The organism is Niabella drilacis, assembly GCF_900101395.1.
Taxonomy (GTDB): Bacteria; Bacteroidota; Bacteroidia; order Chitinophagales; family Chitinophagaceae; genus Niabella; species Niabella drilacis.
Genome location: NZ_FMZO01000004.1, coordinates 278,179 through 300,069, shown reverse-complemented (window position 1 = coordinate 300,069; position 21,891 = coordinate 278,179). Strand labels below are relative to the sequence as shown.

The 21,891-nt window shown below is 45.4% G+C and carries 17 protein-coding genes; 6 read left to right on the top strand and 11 right to left on the bottom strand.

What is annotated here, in order from left to right:
* Positions 1-74 precede the first annotated feature (74 nt).
* The 4 genes from BLS44_RS09720 to BLS44_RS09700 all read right to left on the bottom strand — a co-directional run bounded on the left by BLS44_RS09720 (position 75) and on the right by BLS44_RS09700 (position 7,043).
* Positions 75-1,289, bottom strand: a complete 1,215-nt coding sequence (locus BLS44_RS09720) for an alanine dehydrogenase (protein WP_090389876.1) — start codon at positions 1,287-1,289, stop codon at positions 75-77.
* Positions 1,290-1,359: 70 nt separating this feature from the next.
* The gene (gene tsaE, locus BLS44_RS09715; protein WP_090389875.1) at positions 1,360-1,788 is read right to left on the bottom strand and encodes a tRNA (adenosine(37)-N6)-threonylcarbamoyltransferase complex ATPase subunit type 1 TsaE; all 429 of its coding nucleotides are present in this window, start codon (positions 1,786-1,788) and stop codon (positions 1,360-1,362) included.
* Between the two features lie 116 nt (positions 1,789-1,904).
* Positions 1,905-4,370, bottom strand: a complete 2,466-nt coding sequence (locus tag BLS44_RS09710; protein ID WP_090389874.1) for an outer membrane beta-barrel family protein — start codon at positions 4,368-4,370, stop codon at positions 1,905-1,907.
* Between the two features lie 234 nt (positions 4,371-4,604).
* Positions 4,605-7,043 carry a TonB-dependent receptor domain-containing protein gene (locus BLS44_RS09700; protein ID WP_090389872.1) on the bottom strand — a complete coding sequence of 813 codons (2,439 nt, stop codon included), beginning with the start codon at positions 7,041-7,043 and terminating at the stop codon, positions 4,605-4,607.
* A gap of 283 nt (positions 7,044-7,326) precedes the next feature.
* On the opposite strand from BLS44_RS09700, the gene gcvH reads away from it, so the two are divergent.
* Positions 7,327-7,704 (top strand): glycine cleavage system protein GcvH, encoded by a 378-nt coding sequence (gene gcvH / locus BLS44_RS09695; RefSeq protein WP_090389871.1) that lies wholly within the window; start codon positions 7,327-7,329, stop codon positions 7,702-7,704.
* 103 nt (positions 7,705-7,807) lie between these two features.
* Positions 7,808-8,194 carry a VanZ family protein gene (locus BLS44_RS09690; RefSeq protein ID WP_090389870.1) on the top strand — a complete coding sequence of 129 codons (387 nt, stop codon included), beginning with the start codon at positions 7,808-7,810 and terminating at the stop codon, positions 8,192-8,194.
* A gap of 441 nt (positions 8,195-8,635) precedes the next feature.
* Here BLS44_RS09690 and BLS44_RS09685 read toward each other — a convergent pair whose 3' ends face one another.
* The gene (locus BLS44_RS09685; protein WP_090389869.1) at positions 8,636-9,244 is read right to left on the bottom strand and encodes a hypothetical protein; all 609 of its coding nucleotides are present in this window, start codon (positions 9,242-9,244) and stop codon (positions 8,636-8,638) included.
* 56 nt (positions 9,245-9,300) lie between these two features.
* Entirely contained in the window at positions 9,301-9,522 is a 222-nt protein-coding gene (locus BLS44_RS09680) for a hypothetical protein (RefSeq protein WP_090389868.1), read from the bottom strand.
* 450 nt (positions 9,523-9,972) lie between these two features.
* On the opposite strand from BLS44_RS09680, the gene BLS44_RS09675 reads away from it, so the two are divergent.
* Positions 9,973-11,895 (top strand): TlpA family protein disulfide reductase, encoded by a 1,923-nt coding sequence (locus BLS44_RS09675; RefSeq protein ID WP_143019712.1) that lies wholly within the window; start codon positions 9,973-9,975, stop codon positions 11,893-11,895.
* Between the two features lie 12 nt (positions 11,896-11,907).
* Here the strand turns inward: BLS44_RS09675 and BLS44_RS09670 are convergent, their stop codons facing one another.
* Together BLS44_RS09670 and typA are read right to left on the bottom strand one after the other, a co-directional pair.
* Positions 11,908-13,038, bottom strand: a complete 1,131-nt coding sequence (locus BLS44_RS09670; RefSeq protein ID WP_090389866.1) for an ATP-binding protein — start codon at positions 13,036-13,038, stop codon at positions 11,908-11,910.
* A 164-nt stretch (positions 13,039-13,202) separates the two neighbouring features.
* Positions 13,203-15,011 (bottom strand): translational GTPase TypA, encoded by a 1,809-nt coding sequence (gene typA / locus BLS44_RS09665; RefSeq protein WP_090389865.1) that lies wholly within the window; start codon positions 15,009-15,011, stop codon positions 13,203-13,205.
* Positions 15,012-15,387: 376 nt separating this feature from the next.
* On the opposite strand from typA, the gene BLS44_RS09660 reads away from it, so the two are divergent.
* Both BLS44_RS09660 and BLS44_RS09655 read left to right on the top strand, forming a co-directional pair.
* Complete coding sequence (locus BLS44_RS09660) at positions 15,388-15,921, top strand: Panacea domain-containing protein (protein ID WP_090389864.1); 534 nt, start codon at positions 15,388-15,390, stop codon at positions 15,919-15,921.
* A complete protein-coding gene (locus tag BLS44_RS09655; protein ID WP_090389863.1) occupies positions 15,914-16,390 on the top strand; it encodes a hypothetical protein in 477 nt (158 codons plus the stop codon). The genes BLS44_RS09660 and BLS44_RS09655 overlap by 8 nt, the downstream gene beginning before the upstream one ends.
* A gap of 39 nt (positions 16,391-16,429) precedes the next feature.
* Here BLS44_RS09655 and BLS44_RS09650 read toward each other — a convergent pair whose 3' ends face one another.
* Genes BLS44_RS09650 through BLS44_RS09640 form a run of 3 tightly spaced genes read right to left on the bottom strand, consistent with a single transcriptional unit; the run spans position 16,430 to position 20,681 of the window.
* Positions 16,430-19,081: a TonB-dependent receptor gene (locus BLS44_RS09650; RefSeq protein WP_090389862.1), complete on the bottom strand. Its 2,652-nt coding sequence runs from the start codon at positions 19,079-19,081 to the stop codon at positions 16,430-16,432.
* A gap of 6 nt (positions 19,082-19,087) precedes the next feature.
* Complete coding sequence (locus BLS44_RS09645; RefSeq protein ID WP_176954368.1) at positions 19,088-20,077, bottom strand: FecR family protein; 990 nt, start codon at positions 20,075-20,077, stop codon at positions 19,088-19,090.
* Positions 20,078-20,096: 19 nt separating this feature from the next.
* A complete protein-coding gene (locus BLS44_RS09640; RefSeq protein ID WP_090389860.1) occupies positions 20,097-20,681 on the bottom strand; it encodes an RNA polymerase sigma factor in 585 nt (194 codons plus the stop codon).
* A gap of 152 nt (positions 20,682-20,833) precedes the next feature.
* On the opposite strand from BLS44_RS09640, the gene BLS44_RS09635 reads away from it, so the two are divergent.
* Positions 20,834-21,883, top strand: coding sequence for a 3-oxoacyl-ACP synthase III family protein (locus BLS44_RS09635; RefSeq protein WP_090389859.1), 1,050 nt, complete (start codon positions 20,834-20,836; stop codon positions 21,881-21,883).
* Positions 21,884-21,891: the final 8 nt, after the last annotated feature.

The window sequence follows — 21,891 nt, the reverse complement described above, 5'->3', positions numbered from 1 at the left end:
GCTAATCCCTGGAATCCTTAAAAAACAGACCACTCTATTAATCTGTGGACATCCGCGTAACCTGTGAGAAAAATCTATCGCTGGCTGGCAATAAGCAGGTTGAGATCGGTGTAACGAAGATCAAACCGCTGGCTTAAATAAAAATTGGTAAGGTATCCTTTAAAAAGATAAATACCATTACGGAGATACAACTGATGCCATATCAGGCGCTCAATGCCGCCCTCATCGCCTGCTTCTATCAGCAAGGGGGTGAGTACATTGCTGATGGCCTGGGATGCAGTACGGGCAAACCCGGAGGGAATATTGGGCACACAATAGTGAATAACTCCATATTTTAAGAAAATAGGACTTTCATGCGAAGTAACTTCCGAAGTTTCAAAGCAACCTCCCCGGTCAATGGTGGCATCAATGACCACCGATCCCTGCCGCATACCGCTCACCATTTCCTCCGTAACCACCAGGGGTGTCCGGCCCGATTCATTAGCCAGCGCCCCAACAGCCACTTCGCAGGTCTTTAACTGTTTAGCCAGCAATTTCGGCTCCAGCACGGAGGTCCACAGGCGGTGACCAATGGCATTTTCCAGCCGTTTTAAACGGGATATATTGCTGTCGAACAGCTTTACGGAGGCCCCCAGCGCCAGTGCGGCCCGGGCGGCGTACTCCCCTACTATACCAGCCCCGATGATCACTACTTTGGTTGGTGCAATACCGGTGATGCCTCCCAGCAATACTCCCTTGCCATGATTTGCCGAGCCCAGGTACTGTGCGGCAATCAGCATTACAGCGCTTCCCGCAATCTCGCTCATGCTGCGTACAATGGGATAGGAGTCACTGTCGTCTTTCAGGTTTTCAAACGAAAGCGCCGTAACTTTTTTTTGCATCATGGCATGCAGCACTTCCCGGCGCAGTACGGAAAGGTGCAGCGGCGATATAATGATCTGGTTGTATTGCAGCAACGGAAGGTCTTCCTCTACCACCGGAGCACTCTTTACAAGGATCGGGGCCTTAAAAACGTCTTCTCTTGAATAAACGATCCTGGCACCGGCCTCGCTGTATTCCGCATCCCGGAAATGAGCAGCATCACCGGCATTGTGCTCCACCATCACAGAATGCCCATTGTTGATGAGCACGGCTACGGCATCCGGTGTAAGCGATACCCTGTTTTCCTGAAAAGCGATTTCTTTGGGGATCCCAATGGTCATGCCACCGCCTTTTATACGAATATCCAACGTTTCCTCCTGGGTTTCGTAGCTGAAGGAGGTACTCACTATGGTTTTTATTTTACTCATAAAAGAAGGGATCAGGGAAAATAGCTTTCAGCAAGGGTTTAAGATGTATGATATGGTTTAAGCAGCAAATTTACTTATTTTTAAGTATTTCTATTTCCCGCCGCTCTTCGTCAACGACGGAAAGCGATACGTAGAGTGTTTCCCCCGGAAAAAGATCGGGCGCCTTCTCCGGCCATTCCACAAAACAATAATGACCACTGTATAAACAATCCTCCACACCCGCCCGCACCGCCTCTTCCTCATCCTGCAGCCGGTACAGGTCCATATGGTAAACCGACGCGGATTGTCCGTTATCCGGAAAGCGGTATTCATTGATAATCGAAAAAGTGGGGCTGCTGACCACATCTTCCACCTGTAACACCTGGCAAACGGTATAGATCAACGTGGTTTTTCCTGCACCCATCTGCCCGTAAAAAGCAATGATCTTTTGGTCTCCCAGCTGCTGCAGCAACCATCCGGCTACCTGCACAATATCGTTCAATGAAAATACCTTTTTCATCCGGCAAAGATATATCCGGTAACGGGTAATTGAAACAGATCTGCAGTAAAAGTAAAAAAGTTGCCGGCATTACGCCAGCAACTTTTACCTATAACTAACAAAACTAAGATCCCTGTCTATTTCTGGCCCGACTGTCCGGGTGCCCCGCCGGAATCGCCGGCACGGTTCTTTTCCTCATCAAGACCAGTCTTACGCTGACGAGCAGCCTTGATCTGGGCGCTTCCAAAGCGATACGTAAAGTTTAGTTTAAACTGGCGGCTTTCCCAGTTGGCGCCCACTCTTGTATATTGATTGGCATAATCCGTGGTACCGCTGAAATGCATGGTTTTGAAAATGTCACTTACAGAGGCTTTTACTGTTCCTTTGCCCTGGAATACGGTCTTTTGTACACCGGCGTCTACAAAGCCCATGGCCTTTCCTTTAAAGGCGCCCTGCCAGATAAACGGCGTTAAGTACAGGGTACTCAGTTCTGCCGTCCAGGTTTTAGCAAACTTCAATGTGCTCTGGGTAAACAGGTTGGCAGAAAAAGCGTCGGTATTAATAGCCCTGCCTCCTCCGCCAAAGTCGGCCTTAAACTTGGAATAGTTAGAGCTGAGGTTTGTAAACAGGCTATACGATTTATAGCTGAAGGGATAGCTGATATTCAAACTGATCACATCCTGTGAAGCCAGGTTCTTTGTTGTCTGGAAAGATTTTGACCCTTCGGTCACATCAATGATCTGTGCAAACATGTCTTTGATATGACTGTAATTCAAAGTAGTATTCAGTTTATATTTATAGGTATGTGTAATACCAAAGCTATTGGTGTACTGAGGTGTCAACTGCGTATTTCCCTTCATATAGGTATAATCATTCAGCGCAAATTCAAAAGGGTTCAATAAGCTGTAGTTGGGGCGATCGATCCTGCGGCTGTAGGTAAAATTCCACTGGCTCATCGGGTTCTTGTTGATGGTAACGGCAGCGCTGGGAAACAGGTCGGTATAGTTTCTCTTCAGTGTTGAATCATATTGCCTGTAAGCGTCTGTACCCGCATCCCATACCAGCCCGGTAGAACGGCCCTGGGAATTGGTATTCTCCAGCCGCAAACCTGCCTGTATCAGGAAGCCCTTGTACTGACGGTTATAATTGAGGTAGCCGGCATTGATATTTTCTTTATAGTCAAACTTGTTGCTGTTATTCAGATCCTGCTGCTCCGATGGCCCGTTGTTATTGAACCGCTGAAAATCGTTGTTGGTATTGACCCATCCCAGTTTAAACCCGTAGCCCAGGGTTCCTTTCAGGAAACGCTGCTGGTAGTCGGTCTTAAGAGAATAAATATCAATTCCTGTAGGCGTATACATCCGGTACAGGTTTTTGCTAAGCACGGTGGTACCATCATTTTCATAATAAATATTGGAAACCCGCTGGTTATTTTTATTATTAAACCGGGCGTAGTCCAGATCCACGTTCAGCTCATGGCCGGAGGTATCTGCATATTTGTAGTTTGCATTCAAGTTATAGTTATCCCTGTTACCGTTTGTGGCAGTATTGGCCTGTAGTATCCGGTCGGCCACACCTGTAGCCTTGGGTATAATGGGCATGGGACCATTGCTATTGAACCCGTCGTCATTTAATGTGGTATTGGCCATAATTCCCACTGTGCTCTTGCTGTTGATATAATAATCGGCTCCGGCCTTTACATTATGACTTTTGCGGTCCATGATCATATTGGTGCGCTGGTCAAACAGGGTATCAGCTACATCCCTGTAAAGGGTAAGTACGTTATTATACAGCCCCTGGCTATAGTTATAATTCCCGTACACATTAAATTTTTTACCCCGGTGGTTAAGGGAGAGGCCGCCATTGTATTTGCCATAAATCCCAATATTGTACCCGGCGGTAACCGTTCCGTTTGTACCGATCGTTTTATCCTTTTTAAGCCGGATATTGATAATTCCGGCATTACCGGCAGCTTCATACTTGGCGGAGGGGTTGGTGATCAGCTCAATGCTTTCAATGCTGCTTGACGGAATTGAACGCAGGTAATTTCCCAGCTCTGTTCCCTTCAGGGGGCTTGGTTTCCCGTCAATATACACTTCCACCCCGTTTTTACCGGCCATGCTGATATTATCATCCTTATCTACCATTACCCCGGGCGACCTTCTTAACAGGTCAATACCGTCATTTCCGGTAGCATTGATCGTACCCTCTACATTTACGATCATTTTATCTGCCTTTACCTCAACCAGTGGTTTTTTTGTTGTAACCACAACCCCCGCCAGCTGTGTGCCAGCTCTTTCCAGGGTCAGATCATCCAGCTTCACATCAGCTCCGCTGTAGTCAAAAACCGCCGAATAAACGGGGCTATATCCTACATTGGTAGCCATTACCAGGTACTTCCCGTTGGCCGCCTCGTTAAACTGATAGCTTCCCCCCGCGTTTGTGGCATTTAATTTTACGATGGAAGAATCCCCCGCGTTTAATAAGGATACCGTTGCTTTCTCAACAGGTTTGCCGGCTTCATCCTTTACCTTACCGGTAATAGTTTGAGCCTGAGTTGTGGTTTGAGCGGCCAAAAACAGAGCCGCGAAAAGTAGTTTCATAAAAGAGTGTTGTTGTCGTTTTTTGAAGCAGCAAACTTATGCCTTAAAAACAAGCTGCGGAACAGGTTGTCGTTTAATGGCAAAAAATCTCCCGTGAATGGTCGTTTTTATAGGGTAAACAGGTTTGGAACCTCCAGCCGGCTTTCAGATTTAAGAATTGAAAAGCCTGCATTAGCAGAAAGCGTTCAATTCTGATGGCCGACGGCTCATTGCTGATGGCTCAAAGGCAGACGGTTAATTGCCGCCACCGCTTTTTACCCGGTTTTGCTCATCGGAAGACCCGCTCCTCCTGTTTCGGACAGGCGCAATATTGTTTTTGCCAAACTTATAGGTGAAGGATACAGAAAACCTGCGGCTGTCCCTGCTGTTCCTGATATAAATATCCACATCGCTATAGCGTGAAACCGCATCAAATACCTGGGTTTTGAAGATATCCCGCACTCCTGCTTTGATTGTTGCCCTTTTATTGAAAAGCTGTTTTGACAGCATGGCATTCAGGGCGCCCATATTCTTAAAGATCACCAGCCCTCCATCGCCGTCTTTGCCCACATACCAGCCGCTCAGCTCCATGCCCCAGGTTTTAAGGAAGGTAAATGAGTTAGTCATATTTGAATTAAACCCTATATAGTCAATGGCGATTGATTCATTTGCTGTTCCGCTATTGTATATTCCTTTGTAATGGTTGCTGGTTGCATTGGCAAATGCATTTAAAGACCACCACTTGGTAAGCTGCTTGTTAAACATCACGGAAATGCCCCATTGCTGCATTGAACTCAGATTCTCCACCGTCTGGTAGGTCCGTTTTTCTTCTGTATGCTGCTTCAGGATCTGGGTGATGATGTCGCTGGTTTTTGTATAGTTGATGGTAGTGGTCAGCATTCTTTTAAAGGTATGGCTCATCTCTATGTTATTGGTGAATTGCGGCATCAGGTAAGGATTTCCCTGGCCATAAGTGAGCGAATCCAGGAAAAAGATAGCCGGGTTCAGCGATTCAAAATCCGGGCGGGTGATCCTCCTGTTATAGTTTAAACTGAGCTGATTGTTATCATTAAGATTAAAGCTGGCGCCTGCTGAGGGGAAAAAATTGGTATAATTCCGCTTAAAGGACGAATCCGAGCGCAGTTCGTGACCTTTGGCAATGGTACTCTCCATTCTTATGCCCGCACTCAGTTCCCATTTCTTTATTTTCTTCGTAAGCGTGGTATAGGCCGCATTGATATTCTCCTTGTAAATAAAATGATTACTGATGGTGTTATCTGCCACCCACCCTGTACCCGCATTCCGTAAATAGTTTGCAGCATTATCTGTGGACGAAAAGCTGCTTTTAAGGCCGGCTTCCAGCTTCAGCTCCCTCTTAAAAGGATGTACATAGTCTGTTTTGGCGCTATAGATCCGGATATTGGAAGGAGCACTTCCCAATAAGGTAGTTGCATCTCCGTTATTGTGGCCCTCCGCATTTTGCGGCTGTGTGATCAGTTTATTATTTCCCGTGCTTTTGTAGTAAGCCTGATCCAGATCAACCGTCCACTCCCGGCCGGAAGAATCAAAACTGTGCTTGTAATTTACATTTGTTGTAATATTATTTCCATTGCCCCCGTTATCGCTCTGGCTTTTGAGTATAGATTCAACCGCACCTGATGTGTTACGCAGATTCGAGAGCAGATCCTGGTTCTGGTTCCAGTTATAAAAATTTCCGTTTACAACCACACCGGCCACATCCTTTTTGGAAAAGTAATAATCCATACCCAGCTTTGCACTATGGTAGTTTCCGTACCCATGACGGTGCGCCAGCTGATCGGATGATCCCGAAAGGGCCCCGTTCTTGTAAAAGTTACGGTCTATGAACTGTTCGGAGGTGTTTTGCCAGCTCCCCCCGTTATACCCCCCAAAAAGATTCACCTTTTCTCCCCGGTAATTAAAATTAACATCTCCAAAAAAGTTGGGCAGGATCCCCTGGTTATAGCCCAGGTTCACCGTTCCGTTACCCCCTTTAACCACTCCCTTCTTGGTTTTGATATTGATGATGCCTGCGTTCCCCGCAGCGTCATATTTTGCCGGCGGGCTGGTCAGGATCTCTATCTGGTCGATACCATTGCTTTGTATACTCTTCAAAAAATTGGCCAGCGTCTGCCCGCTCATATAGGTCTGCTTACCATCGATCAGGATCAGTACGCCCGGCTTCCCTTTTAAACTTACGTTCCCGTCATTGTCTACCGTAACCCCCGGCGATTTTTCCAGCAGCTCCAGCGCATTGAGCCCGGTATTCGATGGCATGGACTCTACATTGAGGACCATCTTGCCGGGTTTTGCCTCAATCATCGGCCGTTTGGCACTAACCACAACTCCGGCAAGCTGCGTGGTTCCTTTTTCAAGTGTAACTGCAGCAATAGTAAGATCTTTGTCTTCCAGGCGAATGGTGTCCGAATAGGCAGGGGTATATCCCACATTGGTAGCCTTTATTAAATACATTCCCGTACCCGGCCTCTCAAAACGGAAGACGCCGCTTTTATCAGCAGCGGTTATCATTTGTACGGATGAATCCTTTGCCTGCAAAAGAACAACAGAAGCCTTTTCCAGAGGCTTACTGTCCGCTCCTGTTATTTTTCCTGAAATACTTTGTGCCTGGGCCACGGCACTCCAAAAGCAAAATCCAATCAAAAAAATCTTTCTCATATCCAACTATATTGTATGTCACAAAACTAAAGTTCCGTTATCCGCCAGTCCAGCAATTACCGGTAAAAGGGGTAAAACACCCGTTAATTGTGACAAAACGCTCCTTAAGCGGAGCGGTGAGCAGGGACCAGTGTTCTCTTCTGAAGGAATCAATCGTATCACAGATAAAAATGTTACACAGGTTCAGCAGCATTTGCAAAAAATTAGCACTCCTTTAAAAATTATCTTCTTAAAAATGGAATATTGACTTCCTTTACTCATATTTGTACTCAAAAATATTGTTATGAGTTATCCAGAAACCCTGCGTTATACCAAAGATCACGAATGGATCAGCCTCGATGGCGATGTAGCTACTATCGGCATTACAGATTTCGCGCAAAGAGAACTGGGCGATATCGTTTATGTAGAGGTAGAAACCATCGGAACCTCGTTAAAAGCTGGTGATGTTTTTGGTACAGTAGAAGCAGTTAAAACAGTTTCCGACCTGTTCCTTCCTGTTGATGGTGAAGTAACAGAATTAAATGAAGCGCTTGCCAATTCCCCGGAACTGGTGAATACCGATCCGTATGGTGAAGGCTGGATGATCAAGATGAAAGTCGCTAACCCGGCCGACGTGGCAACCTTACTGGAGGCCGCTGCGTACGAAGCCCTGGTTGGTTAATGATCTTGATCTGTCAGAAAATAAATTCATTATATATTACATTTGTCTTATAGCCATTCACTGTTCAGTGAATGGTTTTTGTTTACCCAAAAAATACTCATTCTTGAAAACAGGATTGCTCTTTATTGGTGCTTGTGTTTATTTTATCATAACCTTCGTGCTCCTCACATTACCAGGATCGGCATTTCCCAGTGAAGATATTTTTGATAAGATCTATTTTGATAAATGGGTACATATCGGATTGTTCTCCCTCCTGGTATTTCTTTGGAATCTCTGGGTTATGAGAAAAGGAAGGTTGCACAGAAAGATCCGCATTTTTATAATAGTCTCCATCATTGCCTTTCTATATGGTATCATTATGGAATATGTTCAAAAGTGGTATATCCCCAACCGGTCATTTGACCCGGGCGATATCCTAGCGGATGGAGCGGGAGCCATTATGGGCTTGCTGGCAAGTAGCTACCTGTATAAAAAAAATAGACCCCTGTAGAAACAGGGGTCGCAACCAAAACTAACTGCTTATGAGAAAATTGACTATCTTTTTTAAAATTCTTTTACTATTGTTCTTTTTTAAGAAACGCAATATCCTTGCCAATATTACAACCGGGCTGTTAAAATAATGCAAAACCGATTTTACCAACTATCAAATAAAACAAGAACGCACTCCAGTGTCATAAGGTGCAGAAACTATGCCAAAACCGATAGCAATACAGGAAATTTTGTTCCGGCGGACGGCACGCCCGCTCTTTACTGTGCAAGATTGCGCAATGCCCGGAAACGACAGGCCTAAAGTGTATTGATCTTAAGCGAAATAGCATCGTTTCCGGTGAACCCTACAGTACTCCCATCGAGTAAATGCACCTCTGGTTAGCCATAAAAAATAAAGCAGTAAAAGAGATCTTTTACTGCTTCAAAAAGGTAATTTACCGGACTATTTAAAAAATCCTGAAATTAAATTTGCCAATCCGCCCGACTGCTGCGATTGCTGGTGTTGCTGTGCGCTTTGTGTAACCTGGCTGATAATATCCCCTATGTTCACGCCTCCTCCGGTATCCTGCCCACCGGTAACCTGGCTCAATAAACCCTGGAAATCAAATCCCCCGGCCGCTGCACTATTTCCTCCTCCCGTTAAACTGCCGATCAGGCTATTAAGGTTAAAGCCACTATCCCCGGGATCACTGCTTGCTGTTTTGGAGACCATACTGTTGATCACACTCGGGATAATGTTGTTGGCAATACTGTTAGCAGTAGCAGGGCTCAGGTTCATATTCGAAACCAGCCGGTTTGCCAGATGGCCGATCATCATACTAACGATGGAGTTACTCAATATACCTCCGCCGTTGCTCTGGTTTTGACCGCCTGTAAACAGGGAAAGGATACTCTGGAGCCCACCCCCGCTTGCCATATTCTGAAAACCATTGGTAATCGTACTGGCAGCCTCTGCCATTACCTGGTTATTGTACTCATTGGGTACATCTGGGTTATCCACTACGGATTGTTGTCCGTATTGTTTTACGAGGTTCAGGATCTGATCTAGCATTTTGTTTCTGTTTTAGATATAAAAGTTGACTACAAAATAAGATCAATACCGGAAATTCAGGAATTTTTCTTTTCGTTCCGCCACCAGCGGACTCCCAGGAAGACCATCAGCGCCAGTGGCAGAAAGGCCAGGTAAAGAATGCCTGTATTGAACCCCTCTGCAGGCCCATCGCCCATTTGTTGCGTGGTTTTAGTACAAATAGAACATTGGGCAAATGTTTGCACCGTCTGAATAAGCCCCAGGATAAAAACAACTGCAAACAGCACTCTCTTTTTCATTTTGTAAAATTACTTTATTGTTCCCGTTATTTAACACGCGCGGCGCAGAAATAAACTATTTTCCCTGCCGGATACATGTTATTTAAACACCCGCCGCCCGGAATTGTTGTTGCCTGTCCAATACCAGACTGTCGGGCTGCCTTGCCCCGGAAATTGCTTTCAGAATTCGTCCTCCCCGTTAAAACCTGCCTTCTTTGAAAAATAAATCAGGTTTCGGAAAATAAAAAAATATAACTATATTCATAGTTCAAGAAAATTTATGGAAAGCAGAGGCAGGCGGGTCAGGGAAATGTATGTACAGCTTATTTCATGAGCGATAAAGTATACCCGGCAATTTTATCGAGGTATACGGTCTGTGAGGCGGCAATCGGATCTCTTTACTTTCAGATTTAGAACTCCGTATCGGAGCTTTTAAAATGCTTGCGGGTATATAAACCTAAAACAACATATATGAAATCAAAATTTTTGCTGACGGGCCTGCTGACTTTGAGTACCCTCTTTATTTGGGCACAGCACGAAAATCTCCGGTTCACGCCAGCCCAGCCCAAGCCGGGCGATATCATCCGGTTCGAATATGACCCATCCGGCACGCCGCTGGAAAACGCGGAAGCCGTTACACCTGCCGTTTTTCTTTACGACGGAACCATCCGGGCAGTAGAGGTAACTGCTTCCAGAGCTAATGGTAGATGGACGGGCAGCATCCCTACCAATGACACGGCGAAGGCCCTGCTGATCGCTTTTAAACAGGATAACAATATGGATAATAATAAGGAGCAGGGATACTCTTTATTATTAATGCAGGATAATAAACCCGTGAAGAGTGCCGCCATTGCCCTGGCCTCTTTAAATAATTTTGGAAGTTTTATGGTGGATATGAAAGTAAAACCCGAAACAAACCTGGCCCTTTATAACCGGGAGTTTGAAGCCTATCCGGAACTTAAAGCCCTGCATGCCAGCCAATACGCACGTCTTTTAATGGCTTCAGATAAAGAAAACGGAAAGAAAAAAACGGAAGAACTGATTGAAACAGTACGGCAAAAGACAGATAAAACCGAAACCGATTATCTCACCTTACATTATCTCTATCTTGCCCTGAAAGACAATGATCAGGCCGAAAAAATAAAAAAAGAAATTGAAGCCTTGTATCCCAAAGGAGCCGCTGCTAAAAGTGACCGGTTCAATACCCTGTACGGGGAGCAGGATATGGAAAAACGACTCCGGATGCTGGATACCCTGCAAAAAGATTTTCCGGCAACGAATGCGGCTGATGAAAAAAGCTATGCCAATATCCGCAGCAGTACCTATGGCCAGATGGCCTATAATGCCGGCGTGGCTGGAGAATGGGCCGATTTTAATAAGTACATTGCAAAAACAGAAAGCAATACCGCGCTGGCACTGGCTTACAACGAAGCCGCCTGGGAGCTGTCCGGAAAAGGGCTGGATAAAAAAGGCGATAGTTTAAAGTTTGCAAAGACACTATCGGCCAGGGCTCTGGCCAGCATAAAAAAGGAATTGGCAGCGCCCGTTAACAAACCTGATTACCGTACCAAGGCCGATTACCTCAAAAGCCTGGAATATAACCTGGGAAATTACATGGATACCTATGCACTCATTCTCTGGAAACTTAACGAGCGCTCCGCCGCCTACCGGGTACAGGAAGAGGCTGTACAGAAAACCGGTAAAGCCAACACCGAGATCATTGAACGCTACCTCGTGTTCAAAGCCGGTATAAAGGGAAAGGACGCCATAAGGCAGGAACTTGAAGAACTGATAAAACAAGGAAAGGGGACCACAACATTGAAACAGCTCCTGAAAAGCAGCTACCTTTCAAAAAACAAATCTGAAAAAGGATATGCAGATTACCTGGAAAACCTCCTGATGGCATACCGGGTTAAACTAAAAGAGACATTGCGGAAACAGATGATCAATGAGCCCGCTCCAAGATTTGCCTTACAAGATCTTGAAGGAAAAGAAGTTTCACTGGAAGCACTAAGAGGGAAGATCGTTGTGGCCGATTTCTGGGCTACCTGGTGCGGCCCTTGCCGGGCATCCTTTCCAGGTATGCAGATAGCTCAAAATGAGCTTAAGAACGATCCGGACGTGGCATTTCTGTTCGTAAATACACGGGAAGGAGCAAAACCTGAAGAAATGGTTGCCAAAGTAGGAGATTTTATAAAAAAATACCAATACAGCTTTCATGTGCTGCTGGATGCAGACAGCAAGGTAGCCGAGAGTTTTGCGGTCAGCGGCATTCCTACCAAATTCCTGATCGACGGAAGCGGCAACGTTCGTTTTAAAGTAGTAGGTTTCGACGGTGATACCGATAACCTGGTGGAAGAAATGAAGGCAATGATCGAGGTCATGCGAAACTGACCCATAAAATAACTACCGGGCAATAAAGTCTTCGTAGTTGTTCCTGCTCAGGGTATGAAAGGCCGCATCCGGATAGGCTTTTGAAAAGGCCACAGGCCGCTTTGCGGCTGTAGCATTCCACTTCATTTCATATGCAGTAATGCTGCCGGCCTTTTCTTCTATGAGGTCAATTTCCTGCTGATCATAGGTTCGCCAAAAATAGCTGTTCACATGCTCCTGCCGGTAGGCAGTATATTTTATGCGCTCGCTTAACACGTAATTTTCCCAAAGCATACCAGTGTCCTGCCGTATCGCTAATGGCTGAAAGTTATTGAGCAGGGCGTTACGCACGCCGTTGTCGAAAAAATACCAGCGGCTGCTTTTTACAATTTCCTTCCTCAGGTTTTTACTAAAGCCTTGCCGCTTATACAATACAAACGATTTAGCCAGTAACTCCAGGTAACGCTCCACGGTGTTCTTGCTGATCCCTAAATTCCGGCCCAGTTCTTCCAGCGATACTTCTTTACCGATCTGGTGGGCCAGCAATATCAGCAGGCTTTTTATTTTTAGCGGGTTACGGATGTTTTCAAAAGCGAGAATATCTTTCAGCAGATAGGTATTTACCAGCTCCTGCAGGTATTGCTGCTTTTCGGACTGCACTGGTATACCCAATACTTCCGGATAGCCCCCAAAGACCAGGCGGTCGGGAAGGTTTTGCCGGGTTTGTAATATATTTTCAGTAGGCGACAGTTCCATTTGGGCTATGGGATACAGTTGGTTGGTGATCGTGCGACCTACCAGCGGCTCTCCCTCCTTTTGCTGCAGGTCAAAACTGCTGGAGCCCGTAATAATGATATGAAGTGGTTTTATTGCATCAATCATCAGCTTTACCTTACGACCGATATCCGTAATATACTGCGCTTCATCAATGATCAGCAGTTTTTTTTGTTGCAGCAGACGGTTGTAATTGGCCTCTGTCCGTTCTGCCAGCAGGCTGGCGGTATCTTCATCTTCCCCATTCAGCCAAAGACAGTCGTTTTCAAAATGTGCACGTACCTGAAGTAACAGCTCCGTTTTCCCAACCCGTCTTGCTCCCACCAGCAGCGAAACTTTTTGTTTTGCACAGTCATGGATGATCTTTTTTAAAAGAGCACGTTCTATCATGGCACGAAGATATAGAAACTGACAAAATTTATATAAATACAGAACATAAACTGACGGAATTTATATAAATGAAGTACTTAAACTGACGGAATTTATATTTATATCCATAAAAAAACGCCGGGTCATACCTAACCCGGCGTTTCAATATTATTGCCTGTACCTTCTTATACAGCTTCTGCCGCCATTTTCTTTGCGATCTTGTTCCGCTCAATTTCATCCAGCACTACTTTACGCATCCGGATAAAATTAGGCGTTACCTCAATACACTCGTCTTGCTGTATGTACTCCATGCATTCCTCCAGGGTCATCAGCGTTTTTGGCGCAATGCGGGTAGCATCATCACTTCCGCTGGCACGGTGGTTGGTCAGTTTCTTTTCTTCCGTGGCATTTACTACCAGGTCGCCCGGTTTGATGTTTTCCGCGAGGATCTGTCCCGCATATACTTCCTCACCCGGATCTACAAAGAAAGTACCACGATCCTGTAATTTATCGATCGAGTAACCGGTTGTGCGGCCCTGGTTCTTGGAGATCAGTACCCCGTTGTTTCTGCCGGGGATCATGCCCTTCCAGGGTTGGTAGGAAGAGAACCGGTGTGCCATTACCGCTTCACCCGTAGTGGCAGTGAGCATCTGAGTACGCAGCCCGATCAATCCGCGGGAAGGGATCTCAAATTCCAGGTGCTGCATTTCGCCCTTGGTTTCCATTACCAGCATTTCTCCTTTGCGGCGGGTAACCAGGTCAATTACCTTGCTTGCAAATTCTTCCGGAACATCCACCACCAGGGTTTCAAAAGGCTCGTGTTTTTTACCGTCGATATCCTTGGTAATTACCTGGGGCTGCCCCACGGTTAACTCATATCCTTCACGACGCATGGTTTCGATCAGTACTCCCAGGTGCAAAATACCCCGGCCATATACCAGAAAGGCTTCTCCACCTTCGCTTTCTTCCACGCGCAGGGCCAGGTTCTTTTCCGTTTCTTTTTCCAAACGATCACGCAGGTGACGGCTGGTAACAAATTTACCATCCTTACCATAGAACGGAGAGTTGTTGATACCAAACAACATGTTCATGGTTGGCTCATCTACGCTGATCCGCGGTAATGCTTCCGGATTTTCTGCATCGGCAAGAGTATCCCCGATATTAAAATCTTCAATACCTACTACCGCACAAAGATCGCCGGCCTGCACTTCGGTTACTTTCTTTTTACCCATTCCCTCAAACACATACAGCTCTTTTACCCGGGTCTTTTTTACGCCATCTTCCTGCATCAGGGCTACCTGCTGGCCTTCTTTAATAACCCCACGGCCTACTTTACCTACGGCAATACGGCCCAGGAAAGAAGAGTAATCCAGTGAAGTGATCTGCATTTGCAGCGGCCCTTCTGCTACTTTCGGCAGTGGCACATATTTTAAAATGCCATCCAATAAAGGATTGATATTATCGATCGGTGTTAATGAATCATTGAACCAGCCGTTCTTTCCAGAACCATAGAAGGTAGGAAAATCCAGTTGCTCTTCTGTAGCATCCAGGTTAAAGAACAGATCAAATACCGCGTCATGCACTTCATCCGGGCGGCAGTTGGGTTTATCTACCTTATTGATCACCACGATCGGTTTCAATCCCAGCGCCAGTGCTTTTTGCAATACGAAACGGGTCTGCGGCATCGGCCCCTCAAAGGCATCCACCAGCAAAATAACCCCGTCGGCCATTTTCAAAACACGCTCTACCTCTCCTCCAAAATCGGCGTGACCGGGTGTATCAATTACATTAATTTTTGTATCCTTGTAAGTAACGGCTGCATTTTTACTAAAAATGGTAATACCCCGCTCTCTTTCCAGATCGTTGTTATCCATGATCAGTTCACCGGTGGCCTGGTTTTCACGAAAAACAGAAGTAGCGTGTAAAATTTTATCTACTAATGTGGTTTTTCCGTGGTCTACGTGCGCGATGATTGCGATGTTTCTTAAATTCATTTTTAAAATTTGGAGGCGCAAAGGTACGATAATTCTGCGCTATAGCATAATTTTTTGAATTATGCAACAAAAAAGTTACCAAATGATAACAGGTAACACAAACCGCTCATTTCGCTCCCCGAAAATATTCTATTGAGAACGAAACCATTACAGCACTCCCGGTCTTGTTTCTCATTCCCGGCGGTTTTCCCCGCCGGCACCCCGGTTGTCATAAAATAAAACAGGACGCAGATTTATTAAGGAAATTGTTTAGGGTGGCGTGTTTTGTGAGATAGTGCAGCATCGACGCCGTTCAAAACAAGTGAGATCCATTTACTTATGAAATTAGCAAAAAAAAAAGCCAAAACCCTGCTAAAAATATTAGCTTTGTGGTGCTATGATGACAGACTTCCCCTTCAATAAAGAAAAAGCCATCGCTTCAATGCTGCATATTTGCAACTCATTAGGGGGAGTATGGGATAAATACTCCCTGCTTAAAATTTTATACTTCGCAGAACAAAAACACCTGGCAAGATATGCCCGGCCCATTACCGGCGACAATATTATTGCGATGGAATATGGCCCCGTTCCATCAATCTCTTATGATGAGATCAAGTATTCCAAAGTGAACCCGCAGTATTTCAGCATTGAGGACAATGTTGTTGTTGCCAAATCAAAAGCAAACACGGATGTTTTATCCGACTCTGATTTAGAATGCCTGGATGAATCCATAGCCGAGAACAAACACCTTTCATTTGGAGATTTAAAAAAGAAATCCCATGATGCTGCGTATAACTGGACCGTTCAGAACTTTGGGGAAAATCAAACCATTCCTTACACGGAGATCGCTAAAGCAGCCGGTGCTTCTGAAAACATGATCGCGTTTATTAAATCTACATCAGAAAATTTCAACTTTAGTTTTGATGAGTAAGGCTATTGGTGATGCGCTTCCCTATGAACAACGAAAAACGCTTGCAGACCTAAATTTTAGAGCGGGCTCTGTATTTAAGTTTTACGATCCCATTGCAAAAAAAGAAAAGCGGCTTATTTTAATAGGAATCAGATATGACAGGATAATGGTGGCATTTTTGCGTATCAATACAGAAATAAATGCCCATCTTTTTCCGACAGAAGCCCTAAAGAATGAACACCTGATACTGGAATATGATGAAGCACTCCGGCCATTTTTGACGCATACCTCCTATGTAAACTGTTCCATTTTTCTTGAGCAAAAAGCGGATATCCTATACAATACGTTAATAGAAAAACCAGGCATTCATATTGGAGTTCTTGACAACAACGATTTAACGAATATCAAACATAAGGTTGCTACTTCAAGATTATTATCATCCAGTCAAAAGAAAAACTTTGGTTTATTTTTCAGTCCATCAAAAAAATAAGACCGGCCATTTTCCTGCCTCCCCCCTCCTGTTTTGAGCCTAATTCACCCTTTTTCGGATATCATCATTGGCCGAAGACCGGTCTTTTGCCGTTTTTACGCGCTGATTACCAAAACTATAAACCATCCTTAAAGTCACCACTCTTGGGTAAGCATTTGAATATTGCACATGCTCCTTTATTATACTGTTGGCAAACCACTGATACCGGATATTGGAGGATCCGTTATAGAGGTCCGATACCCTGAGATTGATGGCCAGGTCCTTGATCACTTTTTTAACTTCAAGAGCCAACGTAGACCATCCCCCCTTTTGACCGCTGATATTGATGTTGGGGCTGGCATAATTGAAAATTGCAAAAGCCGTCCATTTTTTCTTTTTTGAAATATAAAGCGTGTTATTAATGTAAAGTCCAACGCTATTATTGGTCTTATAAACAGGGGCCTCGCTTACTTTTCCATAATACAGGGTATAATTATAGGATGATGTCCAATAAAAACTCCAGAGATCTTTAATAGCAGTTTGCTGGAAATTAACCGCTGCTGAAAAATTGCGTGCATTGCCATAGTTCAAATAAGTGCTTTGCAATTTGCGTTGCTGATCTTCAACAACCGGAATAATGAATTTTGTATAGTTATTCCTGGTTGCCTGATAAGCAAGGGAAAAAATATACCGGCTTTTGAACATATAGGTAAAATCGAGCCTGTTTATAATCACCGGCTGTAAGAACGGATTATTCTGGGCAAAATATGTATTGGAGATATAAGTTCGGCCGGGGAACAAAAGTTCAATATCCGGCCGGCTGATCTTTTTTGCAAAATTCAGCCCAAACTGATTTTTATTGCCCGGAGAAAAACTGATGCCTGCATCCGGGAATAAGGTTACGTAATTACTATCTGCACGTATGTTTTTCTCAAGCTCTTCCGTCCTGTATTGCATCGCTTCCGCCCTGAGGCCTACCTTGGTATTCCATTTTTTGCCAAAGTTTTTTGATACGCTGCCAAACGCCGCATAGTATTTTTCATTGTACCGGTAGCGGACGTCCTGATCCTTCGCCGGCCCGTTTAACTCGTAATAGGTCTGGTCATTTTTTGTTTCACTGGAGCTGAGCTGGAACCCGGTAATAAGGCTGGCATCCTTTCCGAGGTTTTGCCGGTACTGCAATTTTGCGGAAAGGTTGAGAAACTTTTGGGGCAGTACACTACTGAACTGTGCCCCCCAGGCGTTTTCGCGCTTTTGATAAAAATGATTGTAATCGATATTGGCATCTATGTATTTTTTATCTGACGAATCAATACTCTTATGATAGTTGATGTTGCCAAAGTTGTAAATAAACCGGTCCTGCCCGGAGGTATTGAGTACTTCCGTTGAATCGATAAAGGGCTGGTCCTGTTGTCCGAACTGTGATGTGGCACTGCCATTGGACCTCCCCTTAACGTACGAAAACCAGCCATTGTAGCTTAAGTAGTTTTTTTTATTGATATCGTAATCAATTTTCAGCCCATTCCCCAAGACATTGTATCTTCTGAAAAACCGTGTATTTATATCTGTCCGATCACCATTTGTATAATCAAGGCGCGATTGAGCACTGTAAAAATTATAGTTGCCGGAGGCAGTGGGCATAAGCTGCAGGGTAATCTTTCCTTTGTGATAATTCAGATAGCTGCTCATCCCCGAAAAATTATAGTACCCCTGCTCCGAATAAAGATTAATGCTCCCCAGCCATCCTTCATTCAGCTGTCGTTTTAAATTGATATTGATCACCCCGCCGGTCATATTGGCGGCATATTCGCTGCCCGGGTTCGTGATCAGATCAATGCTTTTAATATTACTGGCGGGCATAGCGCGTAAGATCTCGGCAAGCATGGCAGCAGGAATATCGGTATTGCGGTTATTAATATACACTTTTGTGCCCGGCTTCCCCAATAGTGAAATGGCATTTGTCCGTTCATCATATATTATGAGCGGAACCTGCCGGAGCAGGTCACCCACTGTACTGCCCTCTGTCATCAATTTATCAGGGGTAAATACAAACCGGTCTGCCAGCCGCTCCATTAAGGGCTTTACCGCGGTTATCTTTACTCCCTCCAAAACATTTTTATCCTTCTCTAAAACGATATGCTTCAGTTTGCTGATATCCGGGTAGGTAAAGTTTATTTCTTTGGGTAAAAAGCCTACTGATGAAAGGGCTATACGATACAATGAATCCACGCTCACAGGAAATGTAAATTCGAACCGGCCCTGCTCATTACAGGCCATAATCAGCAGGTCTTTTTTATCCTTTAAAAGCGCCACAGTAGCAAAAGGCACCGGCTGCCTGTTATCATCCATTACCCGGCCTTCTATTTTTGATTGGGCAAAGGCGAGGTTAGCCCCCTGTTTCCGCAACAGCTCGCTTCCAATCACAATTTTATCGTTACCCCGGAGTATATAAAACAGGTTTTGAGGGGGCAGTATGGTTTGCAGTATTTCTGAAGCGGGTCTGCGCACCGCATCTATACTGGCGTGCATGGTATCCTGCACCACTTCATCGCTATATAATATATTATAGCGCGTTTTACGCTGTATTTCATCCAACACTTTTGGCAGCGGGCTGTTCGTGATTTTAAGGGTCAGTTTACGGTCTTGTGCGGCGCCGGCAGCAGCAATAAAAAACAGCATCCCTGTCAGGCATACAAAAAGCAATTTATTCATAGGTCCTTATTCTATTATAACCAGTTTATCTTTTGTTTTAACCTCAAACGGGTAGGAGATCTGTAACGATTCGAGTGCTTCCTGTAGTGTTTCGGTTGTAAACATACCACTGAATCTTTTTTCCTTTAATGCTTCATTCCGTACTTCAATCCTGGTATTGTATTTTTTCTCAAGGCGGGGCACCAGCGTCTCCAGTTTTTCCTTCTTAAAGCTTAATGTATCTGTGCCGGGCTTAGCCGGTACCTGTAACGTGGTAATATCAAACTGCAACGAGCGCTGCGTCGTTTCCGTTACTGATAATTGCTGATTGGGTTTTAGCAATACTTTATCATTCCTGTTCCGCCGGCTGCTTACTTCCACCAGTCCGCGCAGCAAGGCCACTGACATACTTCGGGGTGTTTCCTGGTCTATATAAAAAGCGGTGCCCTTAACCGTAATATTTACCGGGCCTGCCTGAACCACAAGGGGAACCTCCGCATTTTTTGCCACATCAAAAAAGGCATTCCCGTTCAAAATAATATACCGTTGTTTTTTGCCAAATGCATTGTTGTAGACAATGAATGCATAGGCCCCCAATTGCACCTGCGTGCCGTCTTCCAGTGTGGCAGATAAAGGCTGTGCACCGCTGCGGAGCGTATCCATAAGGGCAACAGGCGCTATTGCTGCTTTATTGTTGCTGTTCAATAACCAGAAAGCCAGTCCCAGCATTACAAGCAGGGCCGCTGCAATTTTTAACAGGAAGCGGTACCCCGTTTGCTGCGGGGCCGGCTCTTTTCCTGACAGCTGTGCAAGCTGCGCCCTGGTGATATCCAGTCTATCCTGTACAGATTCGTCTGTAATGCCCGCCAGAGGCGACTCATAGCCCGCTATTTCCCCGGCAATCTGCGCATACTCGGGGGTTTCGGCAATTGCCGTTCCCAGCAGTGAAGTTTCCTTATCAGAAATCTCCCGGCTTATTTTTTTTGCCAACAAGGTTAAAAATAATTCCCTGTTCATTTTACAAACCATTTTTGTTTTACATCAATAAAAGCACTATGGCCCGTCCACCACCGGCCCTGTTTTTTTGCGGGTTATAACCCAGGTGGGAGCTGATTTCTCCGGCCAGTGTTTTTACCGCCTTGTACAGCTGGCTTTCTACTGTACGTACGGAAAGGTTTAGTATCTCAGCGACCTCCCGGCACTTCAGTCCATCTTCTTTCACCAGCATGAAGATCAATCTGCGCTGCAGGGGCAGTGCCTGAACAGCTCTTTGCAGCAACCTTTGCAGCTCCTTCGACTCGGCCGGCTGATGAGCGGCTGCATCCCCGTCTACCCCCGTTATCATTTTAAGTTTATGTGCTCTTTTATAATTCAGGCAGGTATTTTTAACCGCCGTATAGAAGTATGTTTCCGGATAACGGACAGCAGGCAGGTCTTTTCTTTTCTGCCAAAGACGGATAAAGAAAACAGAAACCGCATCTTCCGCGTCCTGCGGCACACTCAGGAACTGCCGGGCAAACTTTAGCAGCCGCCTGTAAAACAGCCGGAAAAGCCGGTCGAAAGCCTCCTGATCATCATTTTTTAAACCTTCCAGCAAAGCACTTATTTCATCTGTTTGCATGCTTCAAATTTGATGCTACCGGTCGTTTTATTCCGGAATTTGCTTGTTAGACACCGTAATTTTCTAAGTTACTTACTGTACGAATATTTTTTTAAGGGGTGCAGGAACCGGTTATTAAAATATTTATCTTGCTACTTACAAGCATTTGTTTTATGAATCGGACAATTATAGCCGGAATTGGCAGCTATGTGCCTGATAATGTGGTTTCCAATGAAGAGCTGACGCAATTTATGGATACCAGCGATCAGTGGATCCAGGAGCGTACCGGCATCCGGGAGCGGCGCTATGTACGCCGCTTTGAACAAACCACGGCCACCATTGGCGCCGAAGCCGCCAAAATAGCAATAGAAAGGGCTGGCATTACGGCGGGGGATATTGACTTTGTGATCTTTGCCACATTAAGCCCGGATTATTTTTTTCCGGGCTGTGGCGTGCTGGTGCAGCGCATGCTGGGGCTTAAAGACGTGGGAGCACTGGATGTAAGAAACCAATGCAGCGGGTTCCTGTACGGGTTAAGCGTTGCCGACCAGTTTATTAAAACCGGTATGTATAAAAATATCCTGCTGATAGGAGCTGAAGTACACTCTTATGCAATGGATTTTTCCACAAGGGGGCGCAACGTATCGGTTATTTTCGGCGATGGGGCCGGAGCAGTGATCTTACAACCATCACCGGATCCGGAACGCGGCATTCTGAGCACCCACCTGCACAGCGATGGTGCAGATGCCGAAGTGCTGAGTATGCCCAACCCGGGATTTCATGCAGGCGCACATCGCCCGGAATGGCGCCCGCCCGTTCCTCCTCAAAAATATGGGGGCGTGTTTATTACGCAGGACCTTTTAGACAGGGAGGACTTTTATCCTTATATGGATGGCCAGGCTGTTTTTAAGAAGGCCGTGGTAAAGCTGCCGGAAGTGATCGGCGAAGCACTCAAGGCCAACCATTATCAGCCCGGAGACCTGGCGCTCCTGATCCCGCATCAGGCCAACCTGCGCATTTCCCAGTTTGTGCAGCAGACACTCCAATTAAGCGATGACCAGGTTTTTAACAATATTCAAAAATATGGAAACACCACAGCCGCTTCCGTTCCCTTAGCTTTGTGTGAGGCCTGGGAAACAGGACGGGTAAAAGAAAAAGACCTGGTGTGCCTGGCAGCATTTGGCAGCGGGTTTACCTGGGGAAGTGCTTTACTAAAATGGTAGACCATTAC